The sequence below is a fragment of the Pseudactinotalea sp. Z1739 genome, from assembly GCF_049725055.1.
Taxonomy (GTDB): domain Bacteria; phylum Actinomycetota; class Actinomycetes; order Actinomycetales; family Beutenbergiaceae; genus CALKWS01.
The window spans coordinates 20,751-42,872 of record NZ_JBMPQA010000008.1 but is presented as its reverse complement, the minus strand read 5'-3'; the positions used below and the strand labels follow the sequence as shown (position 1 = coordinate 42,872).

Annotated in this window: 21 protein-coding genes; 8 read left to right on the top strand and 13 right to left on the bottom strand. The window is 70.4% G+C overall.

The window, feature by feature from the left end:
- The first annotated feature begins 54 nt into the window (after positions 1-54).
- Complete coding sequence (locus tag ACO0LV_RS11585) at positions 55-528, top strand: DUF5946 family protein (protein WP_424788059.1); 474 nt, start codon at positions 55-57, stop codon at positions 526-528.
- A gap of 86 nt (positions 529-614) precedes the next feature.
- Here the strand turns inward: ACO0LV_RS11585 and ACO0LV_RS11580 are convergent, their stop codons facing one another.
- A complete protein-coding gene (locus ACO0LV_RS11580) occupies positions 615-866 on the bottom strand; it encodes a Smr/MutS family protein (RefSeq protein ID WP_424788058.1) in 252 nt (83 codons plus the stop codon).
- 122 nt (positions 867-988) lie between these two features.
- On the opposite strand from ACO0LV_RS11580, the gene ACO0LV_RS11575 reads away from it, so the two are divergent.
- A complete protein-coding gene (locus ACO0LV_RS11575; RefSeq protein WP_424788057.1) occupies positions 989-1,627 on the top strand; it encodes an ArsR/SmtB family transcription factor in 639 nt (212 codons plus the stop codon).
- Positions 1,628-1,632: 5 nt separating this feature from the next.
- Positions 1,633-3,006, top strand: a complete 1,374-nt coding sequence (locus tag ACO0LV_RS11570) for an MFS transporter (protein WP_424788056.1) — start codon at positions 1,633-1,635, stop codon at positions 3,004-3,006.
- 8 nt (positions 3,007-3,014) lie between these two features.
- Here ACO0LV_RS11570 and ACO0LV_RS11565 read toward each other — a convergent pair whose 3' ends face one another.
- The 9 genes from ACO0LV_RS11565 to ACO0LV_RS11525 form a co-directional block, all read right to left on the bottom strand.
- The gene (locus ACO0LV_RS11565) at positions 3,015-3,980 is read right to left on the bottom strand and encodes an exopolyphosphatase (RefSeq protein ID WP_424788055.1); all 966 of its coding nucleotides are present in this window, start codon (positions 3,978-3,980) and stop codon (positions 3,015-3,017) included.
- Between the two features lie 91 nt (positions 3,981-4,071).
- Positions 4,072-4,563, bottom strand: coding sequence for a DUF501 domain-containing protein (locus ACO0LV_RS11560; RefSeq protein ID WP_424788054.1), 492 nt, complete (start codon positions 4,561-4,563; stop codon positions 4,072-4,074).
- Positions 4,560-5,162: an FtsB family cell division protein gene (locus ACO0LV_RS11555; RefSeq protein ID WP_424788053.1), complete on the bottom strand. Its 603-nt coding sequence runs from the start codon at positions 5,160-5,162 to the stop codon at positions 4,560-4,562. The genes ACO0LV_RS11560 and ACO0LV_RS11555 overlap by 4 nt, the downstream gene beginning before the upstream one ends.
- 141 nt (positions 5,163-5,303) lie before the next feature.
- Positions 5,304-5,534, bottom strand: a complete 231-nt coding sequence (locus ACO0LV_RS11550; protein WP_424788052.1) for a helix-turn-helix transcriptional regulator — start codon at positions 5,532-5,534, stop codon at positions 5,304-5,306.
- A 4-nt stretch (positions 5,535-5,538) separates the two neighbouring features.
- Entirely contained in the window at positions 5,539-5,919 is a 381-nt protein-coding gene (locus ACO0LV_RS11545) for a hypothetical protein (protein WP_424788051.1), read from the bottom strand.
- A gap of 65 nt (positions 5,920-5,984) precedes the next feature.
- Complete coding sequence (locus tag ACO0LV_RS11540; RefSeq protein WP_424788050.1) at positions 5,985-6,686, bottom strand: DUF4386 domain-containing protein; 702 nt, start codon at positions 6,684-6,686, stop codon at positions 5,985-5,987.
- A 258-nt stretch (positions 6,687-6,944) separates the two neighbouring features.
- Positions 6,945-8,225, bottom strand: a complete 1,281-nt coding sequence (eno, locus tag ACO0LV_RS11535; RefSeq protein ID WP_424788049.1) for a phosphopyruvate hydratase — start codon at positions 8,223-8,225, stop codon at positions 6,945-6,947.
- 199 nt (positions 8,226-8,424) lie between these two features.
- Positions 8,425-9,141 carry a MazG family protein gene (locus ACO0LV_RS11530; RefSeq protein ID WP_424788048.1) on the bottom strand — a complete coding sequence of 239 codons (717 nt, stop codon included), beginning with the start codon at positions 9,139-9,141 and terminating at the stop codon, positions 8,425-8,427.
- Between the two features lie 40 nt (positions 9,142-9,181).
- Positions 9,182-9,727, bottom strand: coding sequence for a hypothetical protein (locus ACO0LV_RS11525; RefSeq protein WP_424788047.1), 546 nt, complete (start codon positions 9,725-9,727; stop codon positions 9,182-9,184).
- Between the two features lie 265 nt (positions 9,728-9,992).
- On the opposite strand from ACO0LV_RS11525, the gene ACO0LV_RS11520 reads away from it, so the two are divergent.
- Genes ACO0LV_RS11520 through ACO0LV_RS11500 form a run of 5 tightly spaced genes read left to right on the top strand, consistent with a single transcriptional unit; the run spans position 9,993 to position 15,715 of the window.
- Positions 9,993-10,712, top strand: coding sequence for an NUDIX hydrolase (locus ACO0LV_RS11520; RefSeq protein ID WP_424788046.1), 720 nt, complete (start codon positions 9,993-9,995; stop codon positions 10,710-10,712).
- Positions 10,709-12,007 (top strand): quinolinate synthase NadA, encoded by a 1,299-nt coding sequence (nadA, locus tag ACO0LV_RS11515; RefSeq protein ID WP_424788045.1) that lies wholly within the window; start codon positions 10,709-10,711, stop codon positions 12,005-12,007. The genes ACO0LV_RS11520 and nadA overlap by 4 nt, the downstream gene beginning before the upstream one ends.
- Entirely contained in the window at positions 12,004-13,659 is a 1,656-nt protein-coding gene (locus tag ACO0LV_RS11510) for an L-aspartate oxidase (protein ID WP_424788044.1), read from the top strand. Before nadA ends, ACO0LV_RS11510 begins: the two co-directional genes overlap by 4 nt.
- Positions 13,659-14,513, top strand: coding sequence for a carboxylating nicotinate-nucleotide diphosphorylase (nadC, locus tag ACO0LV_RS11505; RefSeq protein ID WP_424788043.1), 855 nt, complete (start codon positions 13,659-13,661; stop codon positions 14,511-14,513). Before ACO0LV_RS11510 ends, nadC begins: the two co-directional genes overlap by 1 nt.
- A gap of 2 nt (positions 14,514-14,515) precedes the next feature.
- Positions 14,516-15,715, top strand: coding sequence for a cysteine desulfurase family protein (locus tag ACO0LV_RS11500; RefSeq protein WP_424788211.1), 1,200 nt, complete (start codon positions 14,516-14,518; stop codon positions 15,713-15,715).
- Here the strand turns inward: ACO0LV_RS11500 and mfd are convergent.
- The 3 genes from mfd to pth all read right to left on the bottom strand — a co-directional run bounded on the left by mfd (position 15,712) and on the right by pth (position 22,082).
- A complete protein-coding gene (gene mfd / locus ACO0LV_RS11495; RefSeq protein WP_424788042.1) occupies positions 15,712-19,410 on the bottom strand; it encodes a transcription-repair coupling factor in 3,699 nt (1,232 codons plus the stop codon). The genes ACO0LV_RS11500 and mfd overlap by 4 nt on opposite strands.
- A gap of 188 nt (positions 19,411-19,598) precedes the next feature.
- Complete coding sequence (locus ACO0LV_RS11490; protein ID WP_424788041.1) at positions 19,599-21,377, bottom strand: hypothetical protein; 1,779 nt, start codon at positions 21,375-21,377, stop codon at positions 19,599-19,601.
- 105 nt (positions 21,378-21,482) lie between these two features.
- Complete coding sequence (gene pth, locus ACO0LV_RS11485; protein WP_424788040.1) at positions 21,483-22,082, bottom strand: aminoacyl-tRNA hydrolase; 600 nt, start codon at positions 22,080-22,082, stop codon at positions 21,483-21,485.
- Positions 22,083-22,122: the final 40 nt, after the last annotated feature.

The window sequence follows — 22,122 nt, the reverse complement described above, 5'->3', positions numbered from 1 at the left end:
GGGCGTGGGGGAAAGAAGTTCCCTCCCGTCGACGTCCTTCGGCATCATCAGCCCATGACCACGCGCGATGAACAGCCCGGGGCCACCTGCGCCGAGTGCGGTAGCGGTGGATCGCCCGGGTGCGAGGCGCTCTTCGATCGACTGCTCGCACTGGACCACTCCCGGGCCGAGCCGTGGGGGCCGTTGCACGCCGTGGCGGTGGCCTGCTATCGGCTACAGCACCCCTCGGCGCTCCCCGCCGGAGACGAACGCTGGTTGCTCCAGTTGCTGCGTGCCTACCTCGATGGTGGTCCGGAGGGGCTGAACCGGTGGGTCGACGGCGCGCGTCGCGCGAACGCCCGCCGGCACCACGCCCGGCCCGCGGCACGGGTTGCGCCCACGTCCGGATCATGGCCCCGGGCCGGCAACCCGACCGCCTTCGAGACCACCCTGACCGACGTCGCCGTCAACGGCACGTTCCCCGCATCCGGCTACCGCGATCGGGTGCGCGCCTGGGCGCAGGCCACGCTTACCGCCTGGGACGGCTAGGGCGACCGGCCACTCCGCGGCTCCACCGGATGCACCTCTGCCCGGGCGCCCGAGGGCCGGCCCCACCACGGCGCGGCCGGCGCACGTCAGTGCTTGAAGTGGACGAAGACCCGGCCGAAGTTCTTTGAGTCCTTCTCCACCCGGTGGTAGCGGGCTTTGATGTCCTTGCGGTTGAGGAAGCGGAGCACGCGCTTCTTCAGTTGCCCACTGCCCTTGCCGGGGATGATCTCCACCGTCTTGGTGCGGGTGCGCTCCGCCTCATCGATGATCCCCTCCAGGGCACGATCGATCTGCTGTCCGGAGTTGTAGAGGTCGTGCAGGTCCAGTTTGAGCGTCATCGCCCCTCCTCCCGTCTGGTTCCATCTCCAGGATGCCACGCCCGGCGGCGCGCGATCTGTGACAGCCGGTTCCGAGAGGGCAGGTCTTGACACAACGGTCGGTATCCATCGACCATACGGTCATGGCCGACGATACGAGCGATCCCGACCACGCTGGTCTCCCTGACTACGAATTGCCCGATGCCCTGGAATTCTCCCGGCCGGAGCAGTACCGCGCGCTGTTCGAGAACACACGGCTGCAGATCGTCAGTGCACTGAGCGAGCGCGCCGCCACCACGTCGGAACTGGCCGAGATGCTCGAGAAACCCAAGGGGACCGTCGGCCACCATCTGAAGGTGCTCACCGACGCCGGACTGGTGCACGTGGTGCGCACCAAGAAGGTCCGCGCCCTGGAAGCGAAGTACTACGGCCGTACCGCGCGTGTGTTCTGGTACCACCGCATCGCCGAGGGCGCCGGAGCGGACGAACGCGCCATCGGCACCGCGGCCACCGAACTGGCCCAGGTGCCCGCCCAGCAACGCCACGAGGTGTTCGCGAACATCCGCTACGCCCGCATCCCCACCGAACGCGCCGAGGCCTTCAGCAATCGCCTGCAGGACTTACTCCTCGAGTTCGCCGACGAACCCCGGGCGGGCCAGACCACGTACGCCCTGGCCGCTGCGCTCTACCCCACCACCCGCCGCCCGCTGACGGACGACAGCGCCGCGAGCGGCACGCAGGAGCGCGCTGGTACGCCCACGAGCATCGCGGACGCGGGGTAGCACCTATGGCGGATCCCGGCCCCGATCACCTCACCCGGACTCCCCAGCCCGCGCTGCGCCTGGGGGCCAACTACTGGAAACTCTTCTCCGCCTCGGCCATGACCAACCTGGGTGACGGGCTGATGTCGATCGCGGTGGTCTGGCTCGCCTCGGCCCTGACCCGGGACCCGTTGTGGATCACCTTCGTGGGCCTGGCCTCGCGGCTGCCCTGGCTGTTGTTCTCACTGCCGGCTGGGGTCATCACCGACCGGTTCGACCGCCGCCTCATCGTGGCGACCATGGATGTGGCGAGGTTCGTCGTCGTCGCCGCTTTCGCCGTCGTCCTGCTCCTGCATCAGGACGGACTCCCGACCCCGGCCGAACTGGCCGCCGGTGCCCCCGAACCGGCCCAGTCCACCCTGTTGCTGGCCGGTCTCATTCTCATGGCGCTCGTGCTCGGGTTCGCCGAAGTCCTGCGGGACAACACCGCCCAGACCCTGCTCCCCTCGATCGTGGACAAACGGCTGCTGGAGAGGGCCAACGGGCGGATGTGGGGTGCGGAGACGGCCCTGAACAACTTCGTGGGCCCACCGTTGGCGGGGTTCCTGGTGGCGATCGCCCTCGTGATCCCGTTCGGGGCCAACGCGGCGTTCCTGGCCGTGAGCGCGCTGCTGATCTTCTCGCTGAAGGGCACCTTCCGGCCCCGTGGGGCAGCCGTGGAGCGCAGCAAGCGGATCTACTGGCGCGCAGAGATCGGCGAGGGCTTCGGGTGGTTGTGGCGCCACCCGGTGCTGCGCGCCATGGCGCTGTTGTTGGGGGCGAGCAACCTGGCCGGCGCGATCGCCACCGCACTGTTCGTGCTCTTCGCCCAGGACGTCCTGGGTCTCTTCGAGGGCTGGCAGTTCGGGCTGCTGCTCACCGGCATCGCCACCGGTGCCATCGCCGGCTCCCTGGTGGCCGAGCGCGTCGTGGCCGCGCTGACCGAGGGACGTTCGCTGCTGTCGGCGATGATGACCTTCGGCGTCGGTTACACCGCTATCGGGCTGCTGTCCTCCGGCCTGGCGGTGTGGGCGGTCTCGGTGCTGATCGGATTCGCGATCGTGCTGTGGAACGTCATCACCGTCTCGCTGCGCCAGCGCATCATCCCCGACCACCTACTCGGCCGCGTCAACTCGGTCTACCGGTTCTTCGGCTGGGGCACCATGTCCCTGGGCGTGTTGGTCAGCGGCGTGCTGGTCACCTGGTTGGAGCCCGGGCTGGGCAGGGAGTGGGCGCTGCGCACTCCGTTCCTGGCCGCGGGAGCGCTCAGCGCGCTGCTGCTTCCCTATGCCTGGGCGCGCGTGAACACCTCCGCGATCGAGGCCGCCAAGGCCGCGGCGGAAACCGGTGACGACGCCTGAGGGTGCTCTCAGGCCAGCGACAGGGCGATGCCGTCCAGGATGTCGTGCTCGCTGGTCACCACCGGCTCCAGCACGCCACCTGCCTGGGCCACCCGCTGAGCAACCCGGTCCAGCACCCGGTCCCACACCAGCGCCCCGGCGCCGATGACGTCCACCCGTCCTGGGTGCATGTAGGGAAGGCGTGCGCGCTGCTCGCGGGTCATACGCAGCAGTTCATCGCAAGCCTGCCGGATCTCGGGCAGGGTCAGGCGGGCGCCGTTGATCCGGTCGCGGTCGTACGCCGGCAGGTCCAAGGCATGCGCGGTGACCGTGGTGATGGAGCCGGCCACGCCGACCACCGAGCGCACCCGGCCCAACTCGACGTGCTGCTCGGCCTCATCGAGCGCGGCGTCGATATCGGTGCCGGCCGCCTCGATCTGCGCACGGGTGGGCGGATCGGAGTGCAGGTGCCGCTCGCTCATGCGCACGCAACCCACGTCCATCGAGGCGTCCTCCTGCTGCGTGCGGTCGCTGCCGCTGACCAGTTCGGTGGAACCACCGCCGATGTCCACCACCAGCCGGGCCCCTGCTCTGCCGGCCGGTTCCGGACCGTCGTCGAGCACACTGATCGCCCCGGCGAAGGACAGGTGCGCCTCCTGCGCGCCGCTGATGATCTCCACCTCCACCCCCAGGCACTGGTGCACACCGGCGAAGAACTGCTCCCGGTTGGACGCGTCCCGGCTGGCCGAGGTGGCCACGAACCGGATCGCCTGCACCTGGTGCTGCTCGCACAACCGGGCATACCTGGAAGTGGCCTCCAGGGTCCGTTGCAGCGCCTCCGGGTCGAAGCGCCCGGTGCGGTCCACCCCCTGACCCAGGCGGACCACCTCCATCAGGCGCGTGATCTCGTGCAGGCCGGACCCGTCGTCGTCGATGTCGGCGATGAGCAGGCGGATGGAGTTGGTTCCACAATCGATGGCTGCGACGCGTTTCACCCGGACAGCCTGCCAGATCGTCAGCAAGCCTTCACGCCGGGGCGGCCGCCGGCCCGTGGACCGGCCAGCGGTACCGCGGTGGGAGCGCGGCTCAGCAGTGGCAGCGCGCCGGGCTCCACACCTCGGTGAGCAGGTCCAGCGCCTCGTCGCCCAGCGGGTTCACCCCCGGTCCCTCGGCGAGGGAGTGCGCCACCAGGACGTGCAGGCACTTGACCCGGGTGGGCATGCCGCCGGCGCTGATCTCCTCGATCTCCGGAACATCGCCGAGTTCAGCGCGCCTGCGCAGGTACTGCTCGTGGGCGCGGGCGTAGGCGGCGGCCAGATCGGCATCGGTGGCCAGGCGCTCCGTCATCTCTCTCATCACGCCCTGACTCTCCAGGGTGGAGGTGGCCGCCACGGCGGCGGGGTGGGTCAGGTAGTACATCGTGGGAAAGGGGGTGCCGTCCTCCAGCCGGGGTGCCGTACGCACCACCAGGGGCCGGCCACACACACAGCGGGCAGCGATCGCCACCACGCCGCGCGGGGCACGGCCCAACTGCTCGGCCAGCGTCGCCAGGTCGGCTTGGGTCGCCGGCTCGTTCACTCCTCGCCCACCTCACCGGCCACCCGCAACGAGTCGGTCACGGTGATGTACCAGGGCCCCACCTGGGGCATCAGCACCGGGCCGTCAGCGTCCGGATCGGACTCCACCTCTTCGCCGGTCACGACCTCGGGGTCGACCACCAGGTAGGCGGTCTCCCCCGGGTGGACGAACCCGAGTCGCTCGCGGGCCTGGGCCTGCACGTAGGCGGGGTCCTCCCATCGGTCCACGGTGCGCTGCAACTGGTTGTTGCGTTCCTCGGTGGCTTCGATCTGGGCCACCAAGGTGCGCTGCTGCTCGGCCTGGGTGACGTAGGCGCGCAGCGTGGGAGTCACCACGATAAAGGCCATCAGCACCACCAGGAACAGCACCAGGGTACGCACCGTGATCTGTCGCGGCGGCGGTTCGGGATCGACGACGGCCGCTCGTCCGGCGCCGCGCTGGGGGGCCCGGGCGGTCTTGCCCGGACTGGGCCGCGGCCGGGACCCGGAGGTGCCGCTATGGCCCCGACCGCCCCTGGTGGCGGGGTCGGCTCCGCCGCGCTGCTTCGAGGCCGGGGCGCGCGACGGCGCACGAGGGGTGGTCGGGCGGCGGGCACTCACCACAACATCGTCACGCACCCACCGGACAAATCCCGTGAGCCGCCGGTGGAGTGTCGCCCGGTTGCCGCGGTGAGCGCATGAGGCCCGGCCGAGTCCGATCCGGCGCCGGGGCCGCGCTTCGCACTCGACCGGGGCCCCTCCCTAGTCATCCTGCTCCCGGCCCGGGTACTGGAATACCTGGCCGAGGTCCACGCCCAGGGCCTGGGCGATCTGGAACGCCATCTCCAGCGACGGAGAGTACTTACCCTGCTCGATCGCGATGATGGTCTGGCGAGTGACGCCGACGGCGGCAGCCAGTTCTGCCTGGGTCATCTCATCGCGGGCGAACCGCAGCGCGCGGATGCGGTTGGTCACCCTGGTCGGTTTGACCACCTCGCTACAACCCCTGCCGGTAGGCGACGAGTTTCACCACCGAGTTCATCGCCGCGTGCAGGACGAAACTCAGGTAGAGGGCATTGGCGATCCAGAAGTGGGGCCACTCGGCGAGGGCCATCACCAGTGCCGCCAGCGCACCGGCCACCACCAGGCCCCAGGAACGGATCACGCCTAGGCGGTCGATGTCGCGGTCCCGGCTGTCCGCCCGGTAGGTCTCGCTCGGGCGAACGATCTCCACGAGCACCCGGAGCACCACGGTGGCGATCACCGCGACCCCGACGGCCACGAGCAGCGGCACCTGGTAAGCGGTGGCGGTGATCGGGGTCTGCGCCCGGCCGAGCACCGTCGCCACATAACCGGCGAACACGGCCAGGGTCACCACGAGGTAGACCCACGTGCCCTTCTCCTCGTACGACAGTTCGGTGCCCTCCCGTTCCCGCGACGTGCCTAGGCTACCGTCGCGACCTGCGCGCGGGTCCCCGTTCCAGAGCGCACGCCCTTGACCAGGAGGTAGCCCAGGATCCAGAACTCGCCGGCCGCCGCGGGAAGGGTCAGGATCGTGCCGATCACCGAGTGACCGGGCAGCAACAGCCCGGAGGCGGTACTGAGCACGTAGCCGCTCCCGCCGGCGATGAGCATCCAGCCGAGCGCGGCGGGCATCCACCGCGATCGCAGCACCAGCCAGCCCATCGGGATGAGCCAGAGCCCGAAGAACAGGCCGCAGGCGGCCCACAGTCCCTCCGAGGTCGCGTAGAGCAGTTGGACCGCGGCGGCGGCATCGCCCCCAAGCGCACCCGACCGGCCCCCCGCCACCCCCACGGCGGTGGCCAGCAGCGCGCTGCTGGCCAGGATGACAACGGCGTTGACCATGCCGAACGCAGCGATCGCACCGGCCGCGAGGCTGCTGACACCGCGGAAGAGCCGGTAGAACATCAGGGCAGTGAGGGCCTGGGTGAGCGCGATCCCCAGTTCCATCACGACACCCAGCCGGGCGAGGCCCTCCGAGGCAGTGAGGTTGGCCAGGGTGGCGGCTCCGTCGCCCTCGACGAAGATCTGGGATCTGATCAGCATGAAGCCGGCAACGCCGGTCACGACGAGCCCCAGGTAGGACAGTCCGGTCAGCCGGGCCGTGCGGACAGTGGACGCCATCGTCGCTCCTCGGTGTGGGCCCGACCGGTCGCCAGCGCGTCGTCGGGTAGAAGGAGCGTACAGCAAACCTTACACAATGTCTACTATTCTTTACATCCTTCGTGCCGCGGGCGCGATACCGGGCAACGGCCCGCCACAGGTCACCGCAACGATCATCGGCTGCCGCGCGACCAACCGCCGGCGGCATGCGAAGCACCTGGTCACCAGGCGACGTGCCTGGTGACCAGGTGCCTGGTCACCGTTCGACCGGGCCGCGCGTCAGGACCGGGAGCGGGGGAACGCCGACGCACCGGCGTAGCGGGCTGCGCTGTCCAGTTCGTCCTCGATACGCAGCAACTGGTTGTACTTGTTGATGCGCTCACCTCGCGCCGGCGCACCGGTCTTGATCTGCCCGGCGTTCACCGCGACCGACAGGTCGGCGATGGTGGTGTCCTCGGTCTCCCCGGACCGGTGCGAAACCATCGCGGTGAACCCGTTGCGCTGAGCCAGGGAGATGGCATCGAACGTCTCGGTCAGGGTGCCGATCTGGTTGACCTTCACCAGCAGCGAGTTGGCGGCCCTGGTCTCGATGCCGCGGGCCAGCCGCTCGGGGTTGGTGACGAACAGGTCATCGCCCACGATCTGCACCTTGTCCCCGATCTTGGCCACCAGGTCGCTCCAGGAGTCCCACTCGTCCTCGCTGAGCGGGTCCTCGATGGACACCAGCGGGTAGTCGGTCACCAGTTTGGCGTAGTAGTCCACCAGGTCCGAGGGGGTGGTCGCCCGGCCCTCGAAGGTGTAGGACCCCTCGGTGAAGAACTCCGTGGCCGCCACATCCAGGGCCAGGGCGATGTCCGAGCCGGCCTTGAAACCGGCCTGCTCGATCGCGACCAGGATCAGGTCCAGCGCGGCGGTGTTGGACTCCAGGTTCGGTGCGAAGCCGCCCTCATCGCCCAGACCGGTGGCCAGCGAGCGGGACTTCAGCACCGACTTCAGTGCGTGGTAGACCTCGGTGCCCCAGCGCAGCGCCTCGGAGAAGGTGCCCGCACCAATCGGTGCGATCATGAACTCCTGGATGTCGACGTTGGAGTCGGCGTGCGATCCGCCGTTGAGGATGTTCATCATCGGCACCGGCAGCAGGTGGGCGTTCGGTCCGCCCAGGTAACGGAACAGCGACAGGTCCGCGCTCTCGGCGCTGGCCCGCGCGGCGGCCAGGGACACCCCCAGGATCGCGTTGGCTCCGATGGTGCCCTTGTTCGCGGTGCCGTCCAGGTCGATCAGGGCCTGGTCCAGGAACCGCTGGTCGGCAGCATCCAGGCCCAGCACCTCGGGCGCGATGGTCTCGGTGACCGCGGCCACGGCGTCCTGGACGCCCTTGCCCAGGTACCGGGTGGTGTCTCCGTCGCGGCGCTCCACCGCCTCGAATGCGCCGGTGGAGGCCCCGGAGGGCACGGCGGCGCGGGCGAAGGAGCCATCGTCCAGGGCGATCTCGACCTCAACGGTCGGGTTGCCGCGTGAGTCAAGGATCTCGCGGGCACCCAGGGCCTCGATAGTGGCCACTATTCACTCCAATTCATCGACAACACAAGCACGGTCCGCCCCACACGATAGTGCGCTCCGCACGCCACGCGCACCGGCGTGCGACCAGACCAACGCAACGTGGCGGGTAAACCACGGCCGTCATCGGCTCTCGATGACCGGGCGGCCGGGTTGGCCGCGGTGCCGGATAGCCGGTGCTTGCGTGAGTGGCACTGCCTCCTCACTGCTGGCGCGGCTCAGCGCTGCCCGTCCGGGTCGGCGTCGCGGTATCCGGCTTCGCGACGTGCTCGGCCCGGCGCACCTGCTCCTCCAGTCCCCGGATCCGGTTGCGCAGCGCTGCCTCGGCATCGACCCCCTGACGCTGGGCCTCGTGCACCAGTTCAAGCAGGCGAGCGCCGATCCGGCCCTCCGGCTCGGCTGGGTCGGGCTCGATCTCCAGGTCCGCCTTCCCGATCCGGCTCAGCACCTTCTGTGCCCGGGCCAGGGCCGGTAGCGAGGTGGGGATCCCCTCCAGCACCGAGGTTCGGCGTTGCCGGGCCGCCTTGAGCACCTCCCACTGGTCGGTGACCTCCTGCGCGGACAGGCCGCGCTCGCCGTCGTCGGCGAAGACGTGGGGGTGGCGGTAGGTGAGTTTGTCCACCAGTGCGGTCGCCACATCGTCGATGTCGAAACCGTCCTCGGCCTCGGCGGCGATGCGGGCATGGAAGAGCACCTGCAGCAGCAGATCCCCCAGTTCCTCGCGCAGGTGATGCACCTCGCCGGACTCGGCGGCCTCGGCCAGTTCGTGGGCCTCCTCCACCGCATAGGGCGCGAGCGAGGCATGCGTCTGCTCGGCGTCCCACGGGCAACCGCCCGGGGAACGCAGCCGGTCCATCACCGCCACCGCGCGGAGCAACTCGCTGCCGACCCGCTGGATGTCGCCGTCGTTGGTGCTCACCGGCCCCACCTTCCCCTGCACTGCCCGATGGGTCCGGGGATCAGGCCGCCTCACCCTCGCCCGGGTTCAGAATCCAGTCGGGCTGCACCGGCGTGGGTCCCGCCTCCGGGGTCCACTCGCCGTACCGCGGGCTGAGTTCGACGTCCAGATCGGCGAACTCCTCCTGCAGGTCCGCTCCGATGGCGCCGCCTTCGTTGGAACTGCGCAGCGCGCTGTCCAGCAGCAGATAGCGGCCCACCGTGACGGTGCCGGCTCCGTAGCCGCCCTCGGCCACCTGGTGCCCACTGGAAGCCGCTTCGCCGGCGAGGAAGTCCTGGGCGTCATCGGCCGAGACCGAGACCCCGTGACGGGAAGCGACCTGGATCATCGTGGGAGCCACGATCAGGATCTGCAGCACCGCCTGGGAGTTCACCGGCTGCCCGAGCACCTCGCTCAACTCGGAGGAGGCCAGGGACAGGTCGTTCTCACTGATCGTGCGCCCGTCCACGACCGCGGCGGTACCGGGCCGCGCGGAGCAGGCGCCGAGCGCCAGGACAGCGATCAGCACAGCGCTGATGACCTTGAGCAGGCGGGAGGTCGAGACCACGGCATGGACCTTTCGTGAACATCACGGGTTGGAGATCATCGTAGGCGGGCCGGGGCCGTGCGTGAGCAAACCCGGCGAGTGGTAGCCAGTCTACGGCTCCGGTTCGGACAGTGGCACAACCCGGTCACCGATCCGCAGCAGCCCCACCGGTAGGCCCGAACCGTGCCGATGTGGAACGCCCTGGACCATTCGTAAAGGTCTGTGAGACACTAAGGCATCCACTTGCTTATAGTCATCAACACCATTACTGCGGTGAGGAGCGCCCATGGACACCGGGTCCGCGATCGACCTCGCCGTATCCACGGTGATCTTCGCACTGCGCAGCAACGACCCGCTCCAACCACGCGGTGAGCCGACGGTGTGGATTCCGCTGGTGCGCCGACTGCGCGCGCCCTATGACAACCACTGGGCCCTGCCCGGGGGCCCCTTGGGAGCAGACGAAGGCCCCACCGACGGCGCCCGCCGTGCCCTGCAGTCCACCACCGGCCTGCAGCCCAAGTACCTGGAACAGCTCTACACCTTCGGTGACCCCGAACGGTCCCCCGGAGCAACCCGGGTCGTCTCGATCGTGTACTGGGCCCTGGTCGGGATCGATGAAGTGGCCCATGCCCCTGCCCGGCAGAACGTGCGCTGGCTGCCCGCCGATGACCTGCCCACCCTCGCCTTCGATCACAACCTCATCGTCGACTACGCCTTGTGGCGGCTGCGCACCAAGGTCTCGCACAGCCGGATCGCGCACGCCTTCCTGGGCGAGACCTTCACGTTGGCCGACCTCCGGGAGGTGCATGAGGTGGTGCTCGGCAAGCGTCTGGACCCGGCGAACTTCCGGCGCCAGGTGCTCGCCTCCGGGCATGTGGTGGCCACCGATGAGATGCGCACCGGGGGCCGGCACCGCCCCGCGCGGCTGTACCGCTACGACCAGTCCATGTCCATGACCGACCACGGACCATTGGGGCCCGTGCTGCTCTCCGAGAGGAACTCATGACCACCGCTTCCGTCGATCTGTTGATCCAGGGTGTGCGCACCGGCGCCACCGACGCCGAAACCTGCTCCGACGACCTCGCCCAGGGCCCGTGGGCCTTCGACCCGGGCGGATACGGACCCGGCGCCTCCATGGGTGACACCCTGCCCGCCACCGCCCCGCGCCAAGGCGAACTGCCCGCCGAGTATCGCGACGCCCCGGTCGATGAGCTGCACGCCAGGATCCGCGCCGCCCGCGCCGAACTCGGTGAACGTGTGGTGGTCCTCGGCCACTTCTACCAACGCGATGAGGTGATCATCCACGCCGACTACGTGGGTGACTCCTACCAACTGGCCAAGGCCGCCCGCGCCCACCCCGAGGCCGAGGCGATCGTGTTCTGCGGCGTGCACTTCATGGCCGAGACCGCCGATCTGCTCTCCGGGCCGGAGCAGTCGGTGATCCTGCCGAACCTGGCAGCCGGTTGCTCGATGGCCGACATGGCCGACATCGACCAGGTCGAGGAGGCCTGGGAGCAACTGTGCGACCTGTATGCCGAGGTGGACGCAGCAGCCGACGGCGCTGGCGAGGACCCGACCCGCGCCCCGATCATCCCGGTCACCTACATGAACTCCGCGGCGTCCCTGAAGGCCTTCTGTGGGCGCAACGGGGGCATCGTGTGCACCTCCTCCAACGCCGAGACCGTGCTGCGGTGGGCGTTCGAGCGGGGCCAGCGGGTGCTGTTCTTCCCCGACCAGCACCTCGGCCGCAACACCGCCAAGGCGATGGGGGTGCCGTTGGAGGCGATGCCCACCTGGAACCCGAACCGCCCCCTGGGGGGCAATGACGCGCAGACGCTGCGCGATGCCCAGGTGGTGCTGTGGCACGGGTTCTGCTCGGTGCACCGACGGTTCACCACCGCCCAGATCGACAAGGCCCGCGCCGAGCACCCCGATGTCCGGGTGATCGTGCACCCCGAGTGCCCGATGCCGGTAGTCGATGCCGCCGATGAGTCCGGGTCCACCGACTACATCCGCCGGGCGATCGAAGGGGCCACAGAGCCCACCACCTTCGCCATCGGCACCGAGATCAACCTGGTCCAGCGCCTGGCCGCCGAGCACCCGCAGCACACCATCTTCTGCCTGGACCCGGTGATCTGCCCGTGCTCGACGATGTACCGGATCCACCCCGGCTACCTGGCCTGGGTGCTGGAAGCCCTGGTGAACGGACAGGTGCTGAACCAGATCTCGGTGCCCGCCGAGGTCGCGGCACCGGCCACGGTGGCGCTGGAGCGGATGCTGGCCGCGAGGCCGGGCACGTGAGCAAGCCGCACGTGGTGGTGGCCGGTTCCGGGATCGCCGGCCTGCTGTGCGCCCTCCACGCCAGCGCCACCTGCGAGGTGACGTTGATCAGCAAGGGTCCGCTGGAGTTGAGCAACACCTCCCTGGCCCAGGGTGGGATCGCCGCAGCCATCTTCGATCGGGACAGTCCCGGTGCGCACGCCGTCGATACCGAGCGCGCCGGCGCCGGCCTGTGTGACCGGGAGGCGGTGCGGGTGCTGTGCACCGAGGGCCCGGAGCGGATCGCCGACCTGCTGGGCGCCGGGGTCGCCTTCGACACCGACGCCGCCGGCCTGGCGGGCGGACTGGAGGCGGCGCACTCGCATCCCCGGATCCTGCACGCGGGGGGCGATGCCACCGGCGCGCACATCACCGCGGCCCTGATCGCCCGGTTGCGTGCGCACGGCCAGGTCCGGGTGCTGGAGCACACGTTCCTCACCGAGATCCGCACCGAGCGCGGCCGCGTGCGCGGTGTGCAGGCGATCACCGCACCACCACCGGCCGCCGGCCGGCAGGGACGTTCAAGCCGTGGGTCCGCTGCCGCGGCACAGCGTTCGGTGTCACAGCGGTCGGTTTCCTTGTTCGCCGACGCGGTGGTGCTGGCCACCGGCGGGGCCGGACAACTCTACGCCCACACCTCCAACCCGCTGGTCGCGACCGGTGACGGCGTAGCGCTCGCGCTGCGCGCCGGTGCGCGGACAGCGGATCTGGAGTTCTATCAGTTCCACCCGACCACCTCGGCGATCGGTGGGTTCCTCATCTCCGAGGCGGTCCGCGGTGAGGGAGCGGTGCTCCTGGACGCCTCCGGGCGGCGGTTCATGCCTGCGGCGCATCCCGATGCCGAACTCGCGCCACGTGATGTGGTGGCCCGGGCCGTCGCGGCTCAGATGAGCACCCAGGGCGGGGCCCCGGTGCTGCTGGATGCCACGGCGCTCGCCGCCCGGCTGCCCACCCGTTTTCCCAGCATCCACGCCGCGGTGCTGGCCACCGGGTTGGACTGGCGCACCGAACCGGTGCCGATCACCCCAGCGGCGCACTACGCCATGGGTGGGGTCAGCACCGACCTGTACGGCCGCACCAGCGTCCCGGGCCTGTACGCGATCGGGGAGGTGGCCAGAACCGGGGTGCACGGGGCCAACCGGCTCGCCTCGAACTCGCTGCTGGAGGGCGCGGTGTTCGCCCATCGGGCGGCCACCATCCTGAGCGAGCAGAGCGTGCTGCCGGGGTCGTGGGCCTGCCCGCCGGGGCGTCCGCTCGCACCGGAGCCCTCCAGGCCGGCCGACCACAATGGCTCAGTCACGCTCTGCCGGCCCGATGCCGCCACCTACTCCCGCGCCGCGCTGCAGCACTTGATGTGGGACGCCGTCGGCCTGGTCCGCACCGAGGCCGGGCTACAGGATGCGCTGCACACGCTCGAGGTGTGGTCGGCCACCATGGCACCGCCCCGCACGATCAGCGGCCATGAGGATGCCAACCTTCTGCTGCTCGCTCGTACCATGGCCACGGCCGCGCTGGCCCGGACCGAATCCGTGGGCGCCCACTTCCGAGCCGATGCCCCCGGGGCGCCGGGCCCGGCACTCGGGGCCGTTGACACCGACCACGGTGCTGACCGACCGACCCTGGTGAGGACCTGATGCTGACCGCGAACCTGATCGAACCCATCGTGCGGGCCGCCCTGACCGAGGACGCTCCCTGGGGCGACCTGACCTGCGCCACTGTGCTTCCGCCGTCGTCCGCCGCCACTGCCGACCTGGTGGCTCGCACCGACGGGGTGCTCGCGGGCGAAGCCGTGTTCACCGCGGCCTTCACCCTCACCGACCCTGCGGTTCAGGTCACGATGGCCAAGGAAGACGGCGAGTATTTCGCTGCCGGGGACGCCCTCGCCCGGGTGCAGGGTCCGGCCGGGGCGGTGCTGCAGGCCGAACGGATCGCGTTGAACCTCACCCAGCGGCTCAGCGCGATCGCCACCGCCACCTCCCGCTACGTGGCCGCAGTGGCCGGGACCGGGGTGCGGATCGCCGACACCCGCAAGACCACCCCGGGGATGCGGGTGCTGGAGCGGCATGCGGTACGAGCCGGCGGTGGGCACAACCACCGGTTCGGGCTCTCCGATGCCGTGATGCTCAAGGACAACCACCTGGCGGTGCTGGGCGCCGCCGGTCAGGATCTGACCGAGGCACTGCGCCGGGTGCGCCGCCGCCTGGGGCACACCGTGCACATGGAGGTGGAGGTCGACCGCCTGGACCAGATCGACGCCGTGCTGGCCGCCGAGGTGGACACGATCATGCTGGACAACTTCAGCCTGGACCACCTGCGCCAGGGTGTCGCGCTGATCGACGGCCGCGCCATCGTGGAGGCCAGCGGCAACGTCACCCTGGACACCGTCACCGAGATCGCCGCCACCGGGGTGGACGTGATCTCGGTGGGGGCCTTGACGCACTCGGTAGCGGCGCTGGACCTGGGCCTGGACGTGCAGGTGGCGCCGTGAGCGTGCTGCACCTGGACGATGCCGCCACCACCCCGGTGCGCCGGGAGGCGCTGGAGGCGATGTGGCCGTACCTGACCGCCGAGTTCGGCAACCCGTCCTCCACCCATGACCTGGGCACCCGCGCCCAGGACGGGCTCACCCGGGCCCGCCGAGCCGTGGCCGGTGTGCTGGGTGCACGCGCCTCGGAGATCACCTTCACCGCCGGGGGAACCGAGGCGGCCAACCTGGCGATCAAGGGGCTGGCGCTGGCCGACCCCCGGGGACGGCACCTGGTCACCTCACCGATCGAGCACGAAGCGGTGACCGCCTCGATGGACTACCTGGTGCGCCACCACGGGTTCGAGGCCTCGATGGTGGCCGTGGACGCCGCCGGTGTGGTGCGCCCGGAGGCGCTGGCGCACGTGCTGCGACCTGATACCACGCTGGTCAGCATCGCCTACGCCAGTAACGAGATCGGCACCGTGCAGGACCTGGCTGCCCTGGTGCCCCTGGCCCACCAGGCCGGTGCGTTGTTCCACACCGACGCGGTCCAGGCCGCGGGCTGGTTGGACCTGGACGTACGCGCCCTCGGGGTGGATGCACTGACCATCTCCGGGCACAAGGTGGGGGCCCCCAAGGGGGTCGGGGCCGCCTACCTACGGGGCCGGCTACCGGTGGAGCCGCTGGTCCACGGCGGTGGTCAGGAACGCGGGCGGCGCTCCGGCACCGAGAACGTGGCCGGGGCTGTGGGGCTGGCCACCGCACTGAGGATCGCCGAGGCCGGTCGGGTCGACGACGCCGAGACGGTCACAGTCCGGCGCGAGGCGTTCGTGACCGGGGTGCTGGATCGGGTCCCGACGGCGATGCTGACCGGGCACCGCGAGCGCCGGCTACCCGGGCACGCCTCGTTCTGCTTCCCCGGCACCGCCGGTGAGGCGGTGCTGCTGGAGTTGGAGCGGAGCGGGATCCGGTGCTCCTCCGGGTCGGCATGTGCGGCGGGGCGGGACGAGCCCTCGCCGGCGCTACTGGCTCTGGGTCTGGACCCGGACGTAGCCGGCACCGCGGTGCGGATGACCTTCGGCGCCTCGGTGAGCGACGCCGACCTGGACCGCACCGCCACGACCCTGGCCGAGGCGGTGCGCGCCCTGACAACACTGGGCCAGGGCGCGCTCGCCGAGGAGCCCCCACGGCCTGCGGAGGCGTCGGCGCCCGGAGTCCCCTAGGTGCCCTCGGCCACGGCAGCCGCGGCGGCTACCGTGGCCCCGGGAGCGAAGATCGCCTCGATCAGGGTGTCCAACCACTCCAGCAGGGCTTCATCCCGCAGCGGGGTGCCCCCGACCCGGGAGGTGGACGGCGCCGGCACCAGCGCGGTACGGATCGCAGGTTTCAGGATGGCGCCCGGGTACAGGCGCTTCAGGCGCACCTGAGCCGAGTCGGCCAGTTGCACCGGCGCGAACCGCAGGAATTTGCCCTGCGCGGTGATCTCCGAAAGTCCGGCGGCCCGGGCCTTGATCCGCAATGCCGCCACCCCGAAGAGCCGCTGCACCGGCTCGGGCACCGGTCCGTACCGGTCCACCAACTCCGCCTGCACGTCCTCGATGCCGGAGGAGTCGGTGACCTGCGCCAGCTTGGTGTAGGCCTCCAGGCGCAGCCGCTCGTGGGAGATGTAGTCGTGCGGGATGTGGGCATCCACGGCGATCTCGGTCTTGAGGTCGGGCACCTCCTCGGGTGCCTCCCCACGGAACTGGGCGACCGCTTCGGACACCATCCGCACGTACAGGTCGAAACCCACTCCGGCGATGTGCCCCGACTGTTCCCCTCCGAGTAGGTTGCCGGCGCCGCGGATCTCCAGGTCCTTCATCGCCACCCGCATGCCCGAACCGAGTTCGGTGTTGGCCGCGATGGTCTGCAGGCGTTCGTGGGCGGTCTCGGTCAGCGGCCGCTCGGGTGGGTAGAGGAAGTAGGCGTAGGCGCGTTCACGGCCCCGGCCCACCCGGCCGCGCAACTGGTACAACTGCGACAGGCCCATCGCGTCGGAGCGCTCCACGATCAGGGTGTTGGCGTTGGAGATGTCCAGGCCGGTCTCCACGATCGTGGTGGAGACCAGCACATCGGCGCGCTTGTTCCAGAAGTCGACGATCACCCGCTCCAACTCGTGCTCGTTCATCTGCCCGTGGGCCACCACCACCCGGGCATCTGGCACCAGGTCACGGATCCGGGCGGCGGCCCGGTCGATGGACTCGGTGCGGTTGTGCACGTAGAACACCTGCCCCTCACGCAGCAGCTCCCGCCGCACCGCCGCAGCGATCTGCTTGTCCGCGTGCGGGCCGACGAACGTCAGCACCGGGTGGCGCTCCTCCGGAGGAGTCTCCAGCGTGGACATCTCCCGGATGCCGGTCACCGCCATCTCCAGGGTCCGCGGGATCGGGGTGGCGCTCATCGCCAGCACATCCACGTTGGTGCGCAGTTGCTTCAGGGTCTCCTTGTGCTCCACCCCGAACCGCTGCTCCTCGTCGATCACCACCAGCCCCAGGTCCTTGAACCGCACCTCGCCGGTGAGCAGCCGGTGGGTGCCGATCACCACGTCCACAGCCCCGGAGGTCACGCCGTCCTTGACCTCCTGGGCCTCAGCCTTGCTCTGGAAGCGGGACAGCGCGCGCACTTCGACGGGAAAACCGGCGTACCGCTCGGAGAAGGTCTCGAAGTGCTGCTGCACCAGCAATGTGGTGGGCACCAGGATCGCGACCTGTTTGCCGTCCTGGACAGCCTTGAAGGCCGCCCGCACCGCGATCTCGGTCTTGCCGTAGCCGACGTCCCCACAGACCAAGCGGTCCATCGGGACGGGCTTTTCCATGTCGGCCTTGACCTCATCGATGGTGACCGCCTGGTCGGGGGTCTCGACGAAGGCGAAGGCGTCCTCGAGTTCGCGCTGCCAGGGGGTGTCGGAACCGAAGGCGTGCCCGGTGGTGGCCATCCGCGCGGAGTACAGCCGGATCAGCTCACCGGCGATCTCCCGCACCGCCTTGCGCGCCCGGCCCTTGGTCTTGGCCCAGTCCGAACCACCCATCTTGTTCAGCGACGGCGACTCCCCACCGGTGTACTTGGTCACCTGGTCCAAGGAGTCACTGGGCACGTACAACCGGTCCCCGGGATGACCGCGCTTGGAGGGGGCATACTCGATCACCAGGTACTCCCGGGTGGCGGCGTTGCGCCCGGCGCCCATGGTACGGCTGAGCAGTTCGACGAATTTGCCCACCCCGTGCTGCTCGTGCACCACGAAATCACCGGGCCGCAGGGCCAACGGGTCCACCACGTTGCGTCGCCGGGAGGGCATCTGACGCATGTCCCTGGTGGAGGCCGCCCCGGCGCGGCCGGTCAGGTCGGCTTCGGTGAACAACGCCAGGCGCAGGTCCTCGCTGACGAACCCCCTGCCCACCGACGCGGTGGTGACCAGCACCACCCCCGCCGTCGGCAGATTCTCGTCCTCCCCAGACCGGGCATCGGCACCGGCGGGCTCCACCCCGGCGACCAGGCGGGCCGGGACCTCGGCGTCCAGCAGCATCTCCACCATCCGGCGCGCCGGTCCGGGCCCCTCGGTGACCAGCACCAACCGCCAGCCCTGTCCGGTGAGTTCGTGCAGGTCGGCCACCGCCCTCTCGGTGTCACCGCGGTAGCCGTGCACGTCCCGGGAGTCGACGACGACGGTGTGCCCGGCAGCCGGGAACGGATCGTCCTCATCGCCGGCGGTCGCGGCCTCGGCCGCGGTCGCGTCGGCGAGGTCCTCCAGTTCGGCGTCCCGGCCGAAGGCCCCCAGGGTCCACCAGCCCAGTCCGCGGCGCAGCGCCACCTGACGGGTGTCGGCCAGGGTTTCGAAGGAGGCCTCGGACAAGTCCAGTGGAGTGTGCGCACCGGCGGCCGCGGAAGTCCAGGCTGCAGCGAGGAACTCCTCCGTGGTGGCGACCAGGTCGTGGGCGCGCCGGCGCACCCGTTCGGGCTCATTGACCAGCACCAGCGATCCGGGGTCCACCAGGTCCAGCAGCGGCTCCATCCCCTCCACCAGCGCCGGGGCCAGGGACTCCATCCCGTCCACGGCGATTCCCTCGGACAGCTTCTCCAGCATGTCGGTGGCCCCGGGCAGCGACGGAATCAGATCCCGGGCGCGGTCGCGCACCGCATCGGTGAGTAGGATCTCCCGGCACGGCGGTGCCCACAACCCGTCCTCGCTGATCTCCAGGGAGCGCTGGTCGGCGGCGGAGAACCAGCGGATCTCCTCCACCTCGTCACCCCAGAACTCCACCCGCTGGGGGTGTGCCTCGGTGGGGGCGAACACATCCAGCAGCCCGCCCCGGACGGCGAATTCCCCGCGCCGTTCCACCATGTCCACCCGGGTGTAGGCGGCATCGACCAAGTCTTGGATCACCTGCTCCATCGGCGCGTGCTGCCCATTGCGCAGTGCCACCGGTTCCAGATCGCCCAGGCCTTTGACGACTGGCTGCAGTGCGGCACGAATCGGCACCACCAGCACCCGGATCGGGCGGCCCGGCCCCGCTGTTCCTCCGGTTCCGGTTTCCGCGGCGTTCGGGTGCGCCAGGCGGCGCAGCACCGCGATGCGGCGGGCCACGGTGTCGCTACGCGGGGACAGCCGCTCATGCGGCAGGGTCTCCCAGGCCGGGAAGGCCGCCACATCGGCCGGATCGAGGTAGGTCCCCAGCGCGGTGGCCAGTTCGTCCGCCTCCCGGCCGGTGGCGGTGAGCACCACCAGCGGCCGAGTGCCGCGTAGGGCCAGGTCGGCCAGGATGGCCGGCCGTGCGCCCACGGAGGCAGTGACGTCGAGGTCACCGCGGGTGGCGACCGCATCAACGAGTTCGGTCAGCGCCTGATCGGCGCGCAGGGCGGGAAGTAGTCCGGCCAGGCTCATAAGGTCCTCGTTCGCGGGATGATCCGGGTTGGGCGTGCTTCGGCAGGGCGCCGCCAGGGGGTCCGCAGGCAGCACGAACGGCCCGCACCGCGCGGATGCGGGGGGCGGGTCGCACAGTGTTCCAGTTTACCGCCGTGAGTGCACTCGCGCCCGGAGCGCCGGCGTGAGGGTGACCACCCTGGGCGGCATCAACCTCCCGGCGGCGCCTGCGACGGCGGGCCGTGATACGGGTGCTGCCGCGGCGGGACACCCGGTGCCTGTGGGGGTTGCCCCTGATACGGGTGCTGGTGGGGTTGACCCTGGAACGGGGGCTGCCCCTGGTACCGGCCGGCGGCATGCGGCCCCAGGTAGCCCAGTTGTAGGCGGCCGAGACCGATCGCGCAGGTGACCAGGACCGCAGCCATCAGCACCAGCACGGGCCACGGCTTGAGTAGCCCCAACGCCTCGGGAATCATCCGCATCTGCCAGGCCTGCAGCGCCATCATCACCGAGTCTTGATCCCTCGGCCCGCCCACCAGTAGCGACCAGATCGATTCTGATCGCAGCAGCAGCAGGAACCCCGCGGCCAATCCGATCGCGGCCACCGTCGTCCGGCGGGCCGCCCCCGGCCCATCGACGCTCGTGCGCCGGGCGTCCGCGAGGTAGGCGCACAGGAAGACCAGCGGCACCACCACCAGGTGTGGATGCACGGTCCCCAGGAACGTCCCGATCAAGCCGAGGTCGGAGCGGTCCAGGAAGTGCACAGTCATCAACGGAACCAGACCGAGGAAGAGCGCGGGCGACAGGATCGTCAACAGCACCGGCACACTGCGCTCCCCCAGCGGACGGTGGTAGCTGATGCCCCAGCCGGCGAGCGCGGCCACCACCACCACCAGCAGAACCTCTCCCGCGCCACCGAGCCATGTGCCGAGCACCGCCGCACCCGCAGCGGGAAGTTCCCGTCCGCTGGGCATAGGGTCGCCCGGCCCGAGAGCCCCGGCGAACAACCACGGGGCACTGGCCACCGCGGCGAGCAGCAACACCACTACTCCACCGATCACCGCACCGGCGCCACCCCGGGGGCGGTGGTCCGAAGCAGCCGGGTGGCCGGAGTGGGCCAGGTGCTCGCCGGGCTCCGGGAGTCCGGGCGCGGGCCGGACACCGGTCCGCAACCGCAATCGGGAGGCGAGGAGCACCTGGGTCGTCAGCACCCCCAAGATCGCGGTGACCAGGATCAGCACGGTGCTGACAGCCGCTCCGGCACCGATGTGGAACTGCAGGAATGAGAAGTGGTAGATCATCGCGGCCGGGTCCCCGGATGACCGTCCCTGCAGCACACCCGCAGCCGATTGGACGCTCAATGCCGCGCCGGCCATCGCGGCGACGGCTGCTCCGACTGCCGCAGTGCCCCCGATTCGTACCGGGGGACGGGCCAGCGCACCGGTCAGGAAACCGCTCACGGTGGCCGCGGGCAGCCACACCAGCAGCTGCGAAACACGGGCGGCATTCACCGGATGAACCAATTGGCTCACGCCGATCACCGATGCCACCGGGGCCACGCAGATCAGCGCCAAACCGGCCATCGCCAGGCCGACCCGGCGGGCGCCGCCTGCGGCAGCCCTGGCCGGAAGGCCCAGTGCGAACCCGGCGGCGAAACCGACGACGGCGATCAGCGCTCCGACCAGGGCCCCGGAGAGCACTGTCTGCAGCAGTCCTTCAGTGGCGATCCTCTGGTAGTTCGCCATCCCGACCCAGGCCCCATCGGCCGACATCGACCCGTCCTGCATGCTCATCACGAAGGTGCGCACGGCCGGGATGAGTTGCTGGAACAGCAACAGCACCAGCGCCGGAGCCAGGAACAACCAACCCAACCCCGCCTGACCACGCCTGACCTGCTGGGTGCCGGTAGGTCCCGGCCCGTAGCCCCGCGCCACCGGCTGCTGGTAGGTGTGCGCTGGTGGGCGTGTTCCGCCGTCGTTCGTTGTCATGGTGCGCCCCTCGTCGCCGTCTCACCCTGGCATGCACAGTAGCGCCATGCGGGCGCCGGGGTGGCACCGGCGCGGCGGAACCTTCCGCACCGCCGCGGCCGGGCGTCAGGTGCTGGTGTGCAGCACGTTCTGGGTGCGCTCCAGGCCGTCGTGGATCACGTCGCGGATCACCTGGGCGCCCTGCTCCACGGTCACCGCCCACTCGGTGCGCTCACCGGCGGGGAAGTCCTGCAGGACGTAATCAGCAGGGTCCATCCGGCCCGGCGGCCGGTCGATCCCCACCCGTAGGCGCACATACCCCGGGGTGCCCAGCGCCGCACTGATCGCCTTCAGCCCGTTGTGCCCACCGGTGCCACCACCCTGCTTCAACCGCAGGGTGTGGGCGGGCAGGTCCAGTTCGTCATGCACCACCAGCAGGCGTTCGGGCGGCACCGAGTAGAACCGGCACAGGGCCGCCACCGGTGCCCCGGAGACGTTCATGTACGTCGACGGTTTGGCCAGCACCACGCGCGGCCCGGGCGCTCCACCGGACCGTACGCCCATCCGGCCATCGAGCACCTGCGCCCTCGCCCGATGGCGCACGAACTCCCCGGGCACCTGTTCCGCCACCGCCTCGGTCACCATGGCGCCGACGTTGTGACGATTCCCGGCATAGGTGGGCCCAGGATTACCCAGGCCCACCACGAGCCACAGTTCAGCACTCATCGTGACCCGGGTTCATGTGTGCGAGGCGACGGGCGGAGGG

Coding starts and splice junctions, on each gene's coding strand:
- ACO0LV_RS11540 (WP_424788050.1), bottom strand. CDS start 6,686: ATGGCGTCCACTGTCCGCACGGCCCGGCTGACCGGACTGTCCTACCTG.
- ACO0LV_RS11570 (WP_424788056.1), top strand. CDS start 1,633: ATGGCGGATCCCGGCCCCGATCACCTCACCCGGACTCCCCAGCCCGCG.
- ACO0LV_RS11585 (WP_424788059.1), top strand. CDS start 55: ATGACCACGCGCGATGAACAGCCCGGGGCCACCTGCGCCGAGTGCGGT.
- ACO0LV_RS11520 (WP_424788046.1), top strand. CDS start 9,993: ATGGACACCGGGTCCGCGATCGACCTCGCCGTATCCACGGTGATCTTC.
- pth (WP_424788040.1), bottom strand. CDS start 22,082: ATGAGTGCTGAACTGTGGCTCGTGGTGGGCCTGGGTAATCCTGGGCCC.
- nadC (WP_424788043.1), top strand. CDS start 13,659: ATGCTGACCGCGAACCTGATCGAACCCATCGTGCGGGCCGCCCTGACC.
- ACO0LV_RS11580 (WP_424788058.1), bottom strand. CDS start 866: ATGACGCTCAAACTGGACCTGCACGACCTCTACAACTCCGGACAGCAG.
- ACO0LV_RS11575 (WP_424788057.1), top strand. CDS start 989: ATGGCCGACGATACGAGCGATCCCGACCACGCTGGTCTCCCTGACTAC.
- nadA (WP_424788045.1), top strand. CDS start 10,709: ATGACCACCGCTTCCGTCGATCTGTTGATCCAGGGTGTGCGCACCGGC.
- mfd (WP_424788042.1), bottom strand. CDS start 19,410: ATGAGCCTGGCCGGACTACTTCCCGCCCTGCGCGCCGATCAGGCGCTG.
- ACO0LV_RS11490 (WP_424788041.1), bottom strand. CDS start 21,377: ATGACAACGAACGACGGCGGAACACGCCCACCAGCGCACACCTACCAG.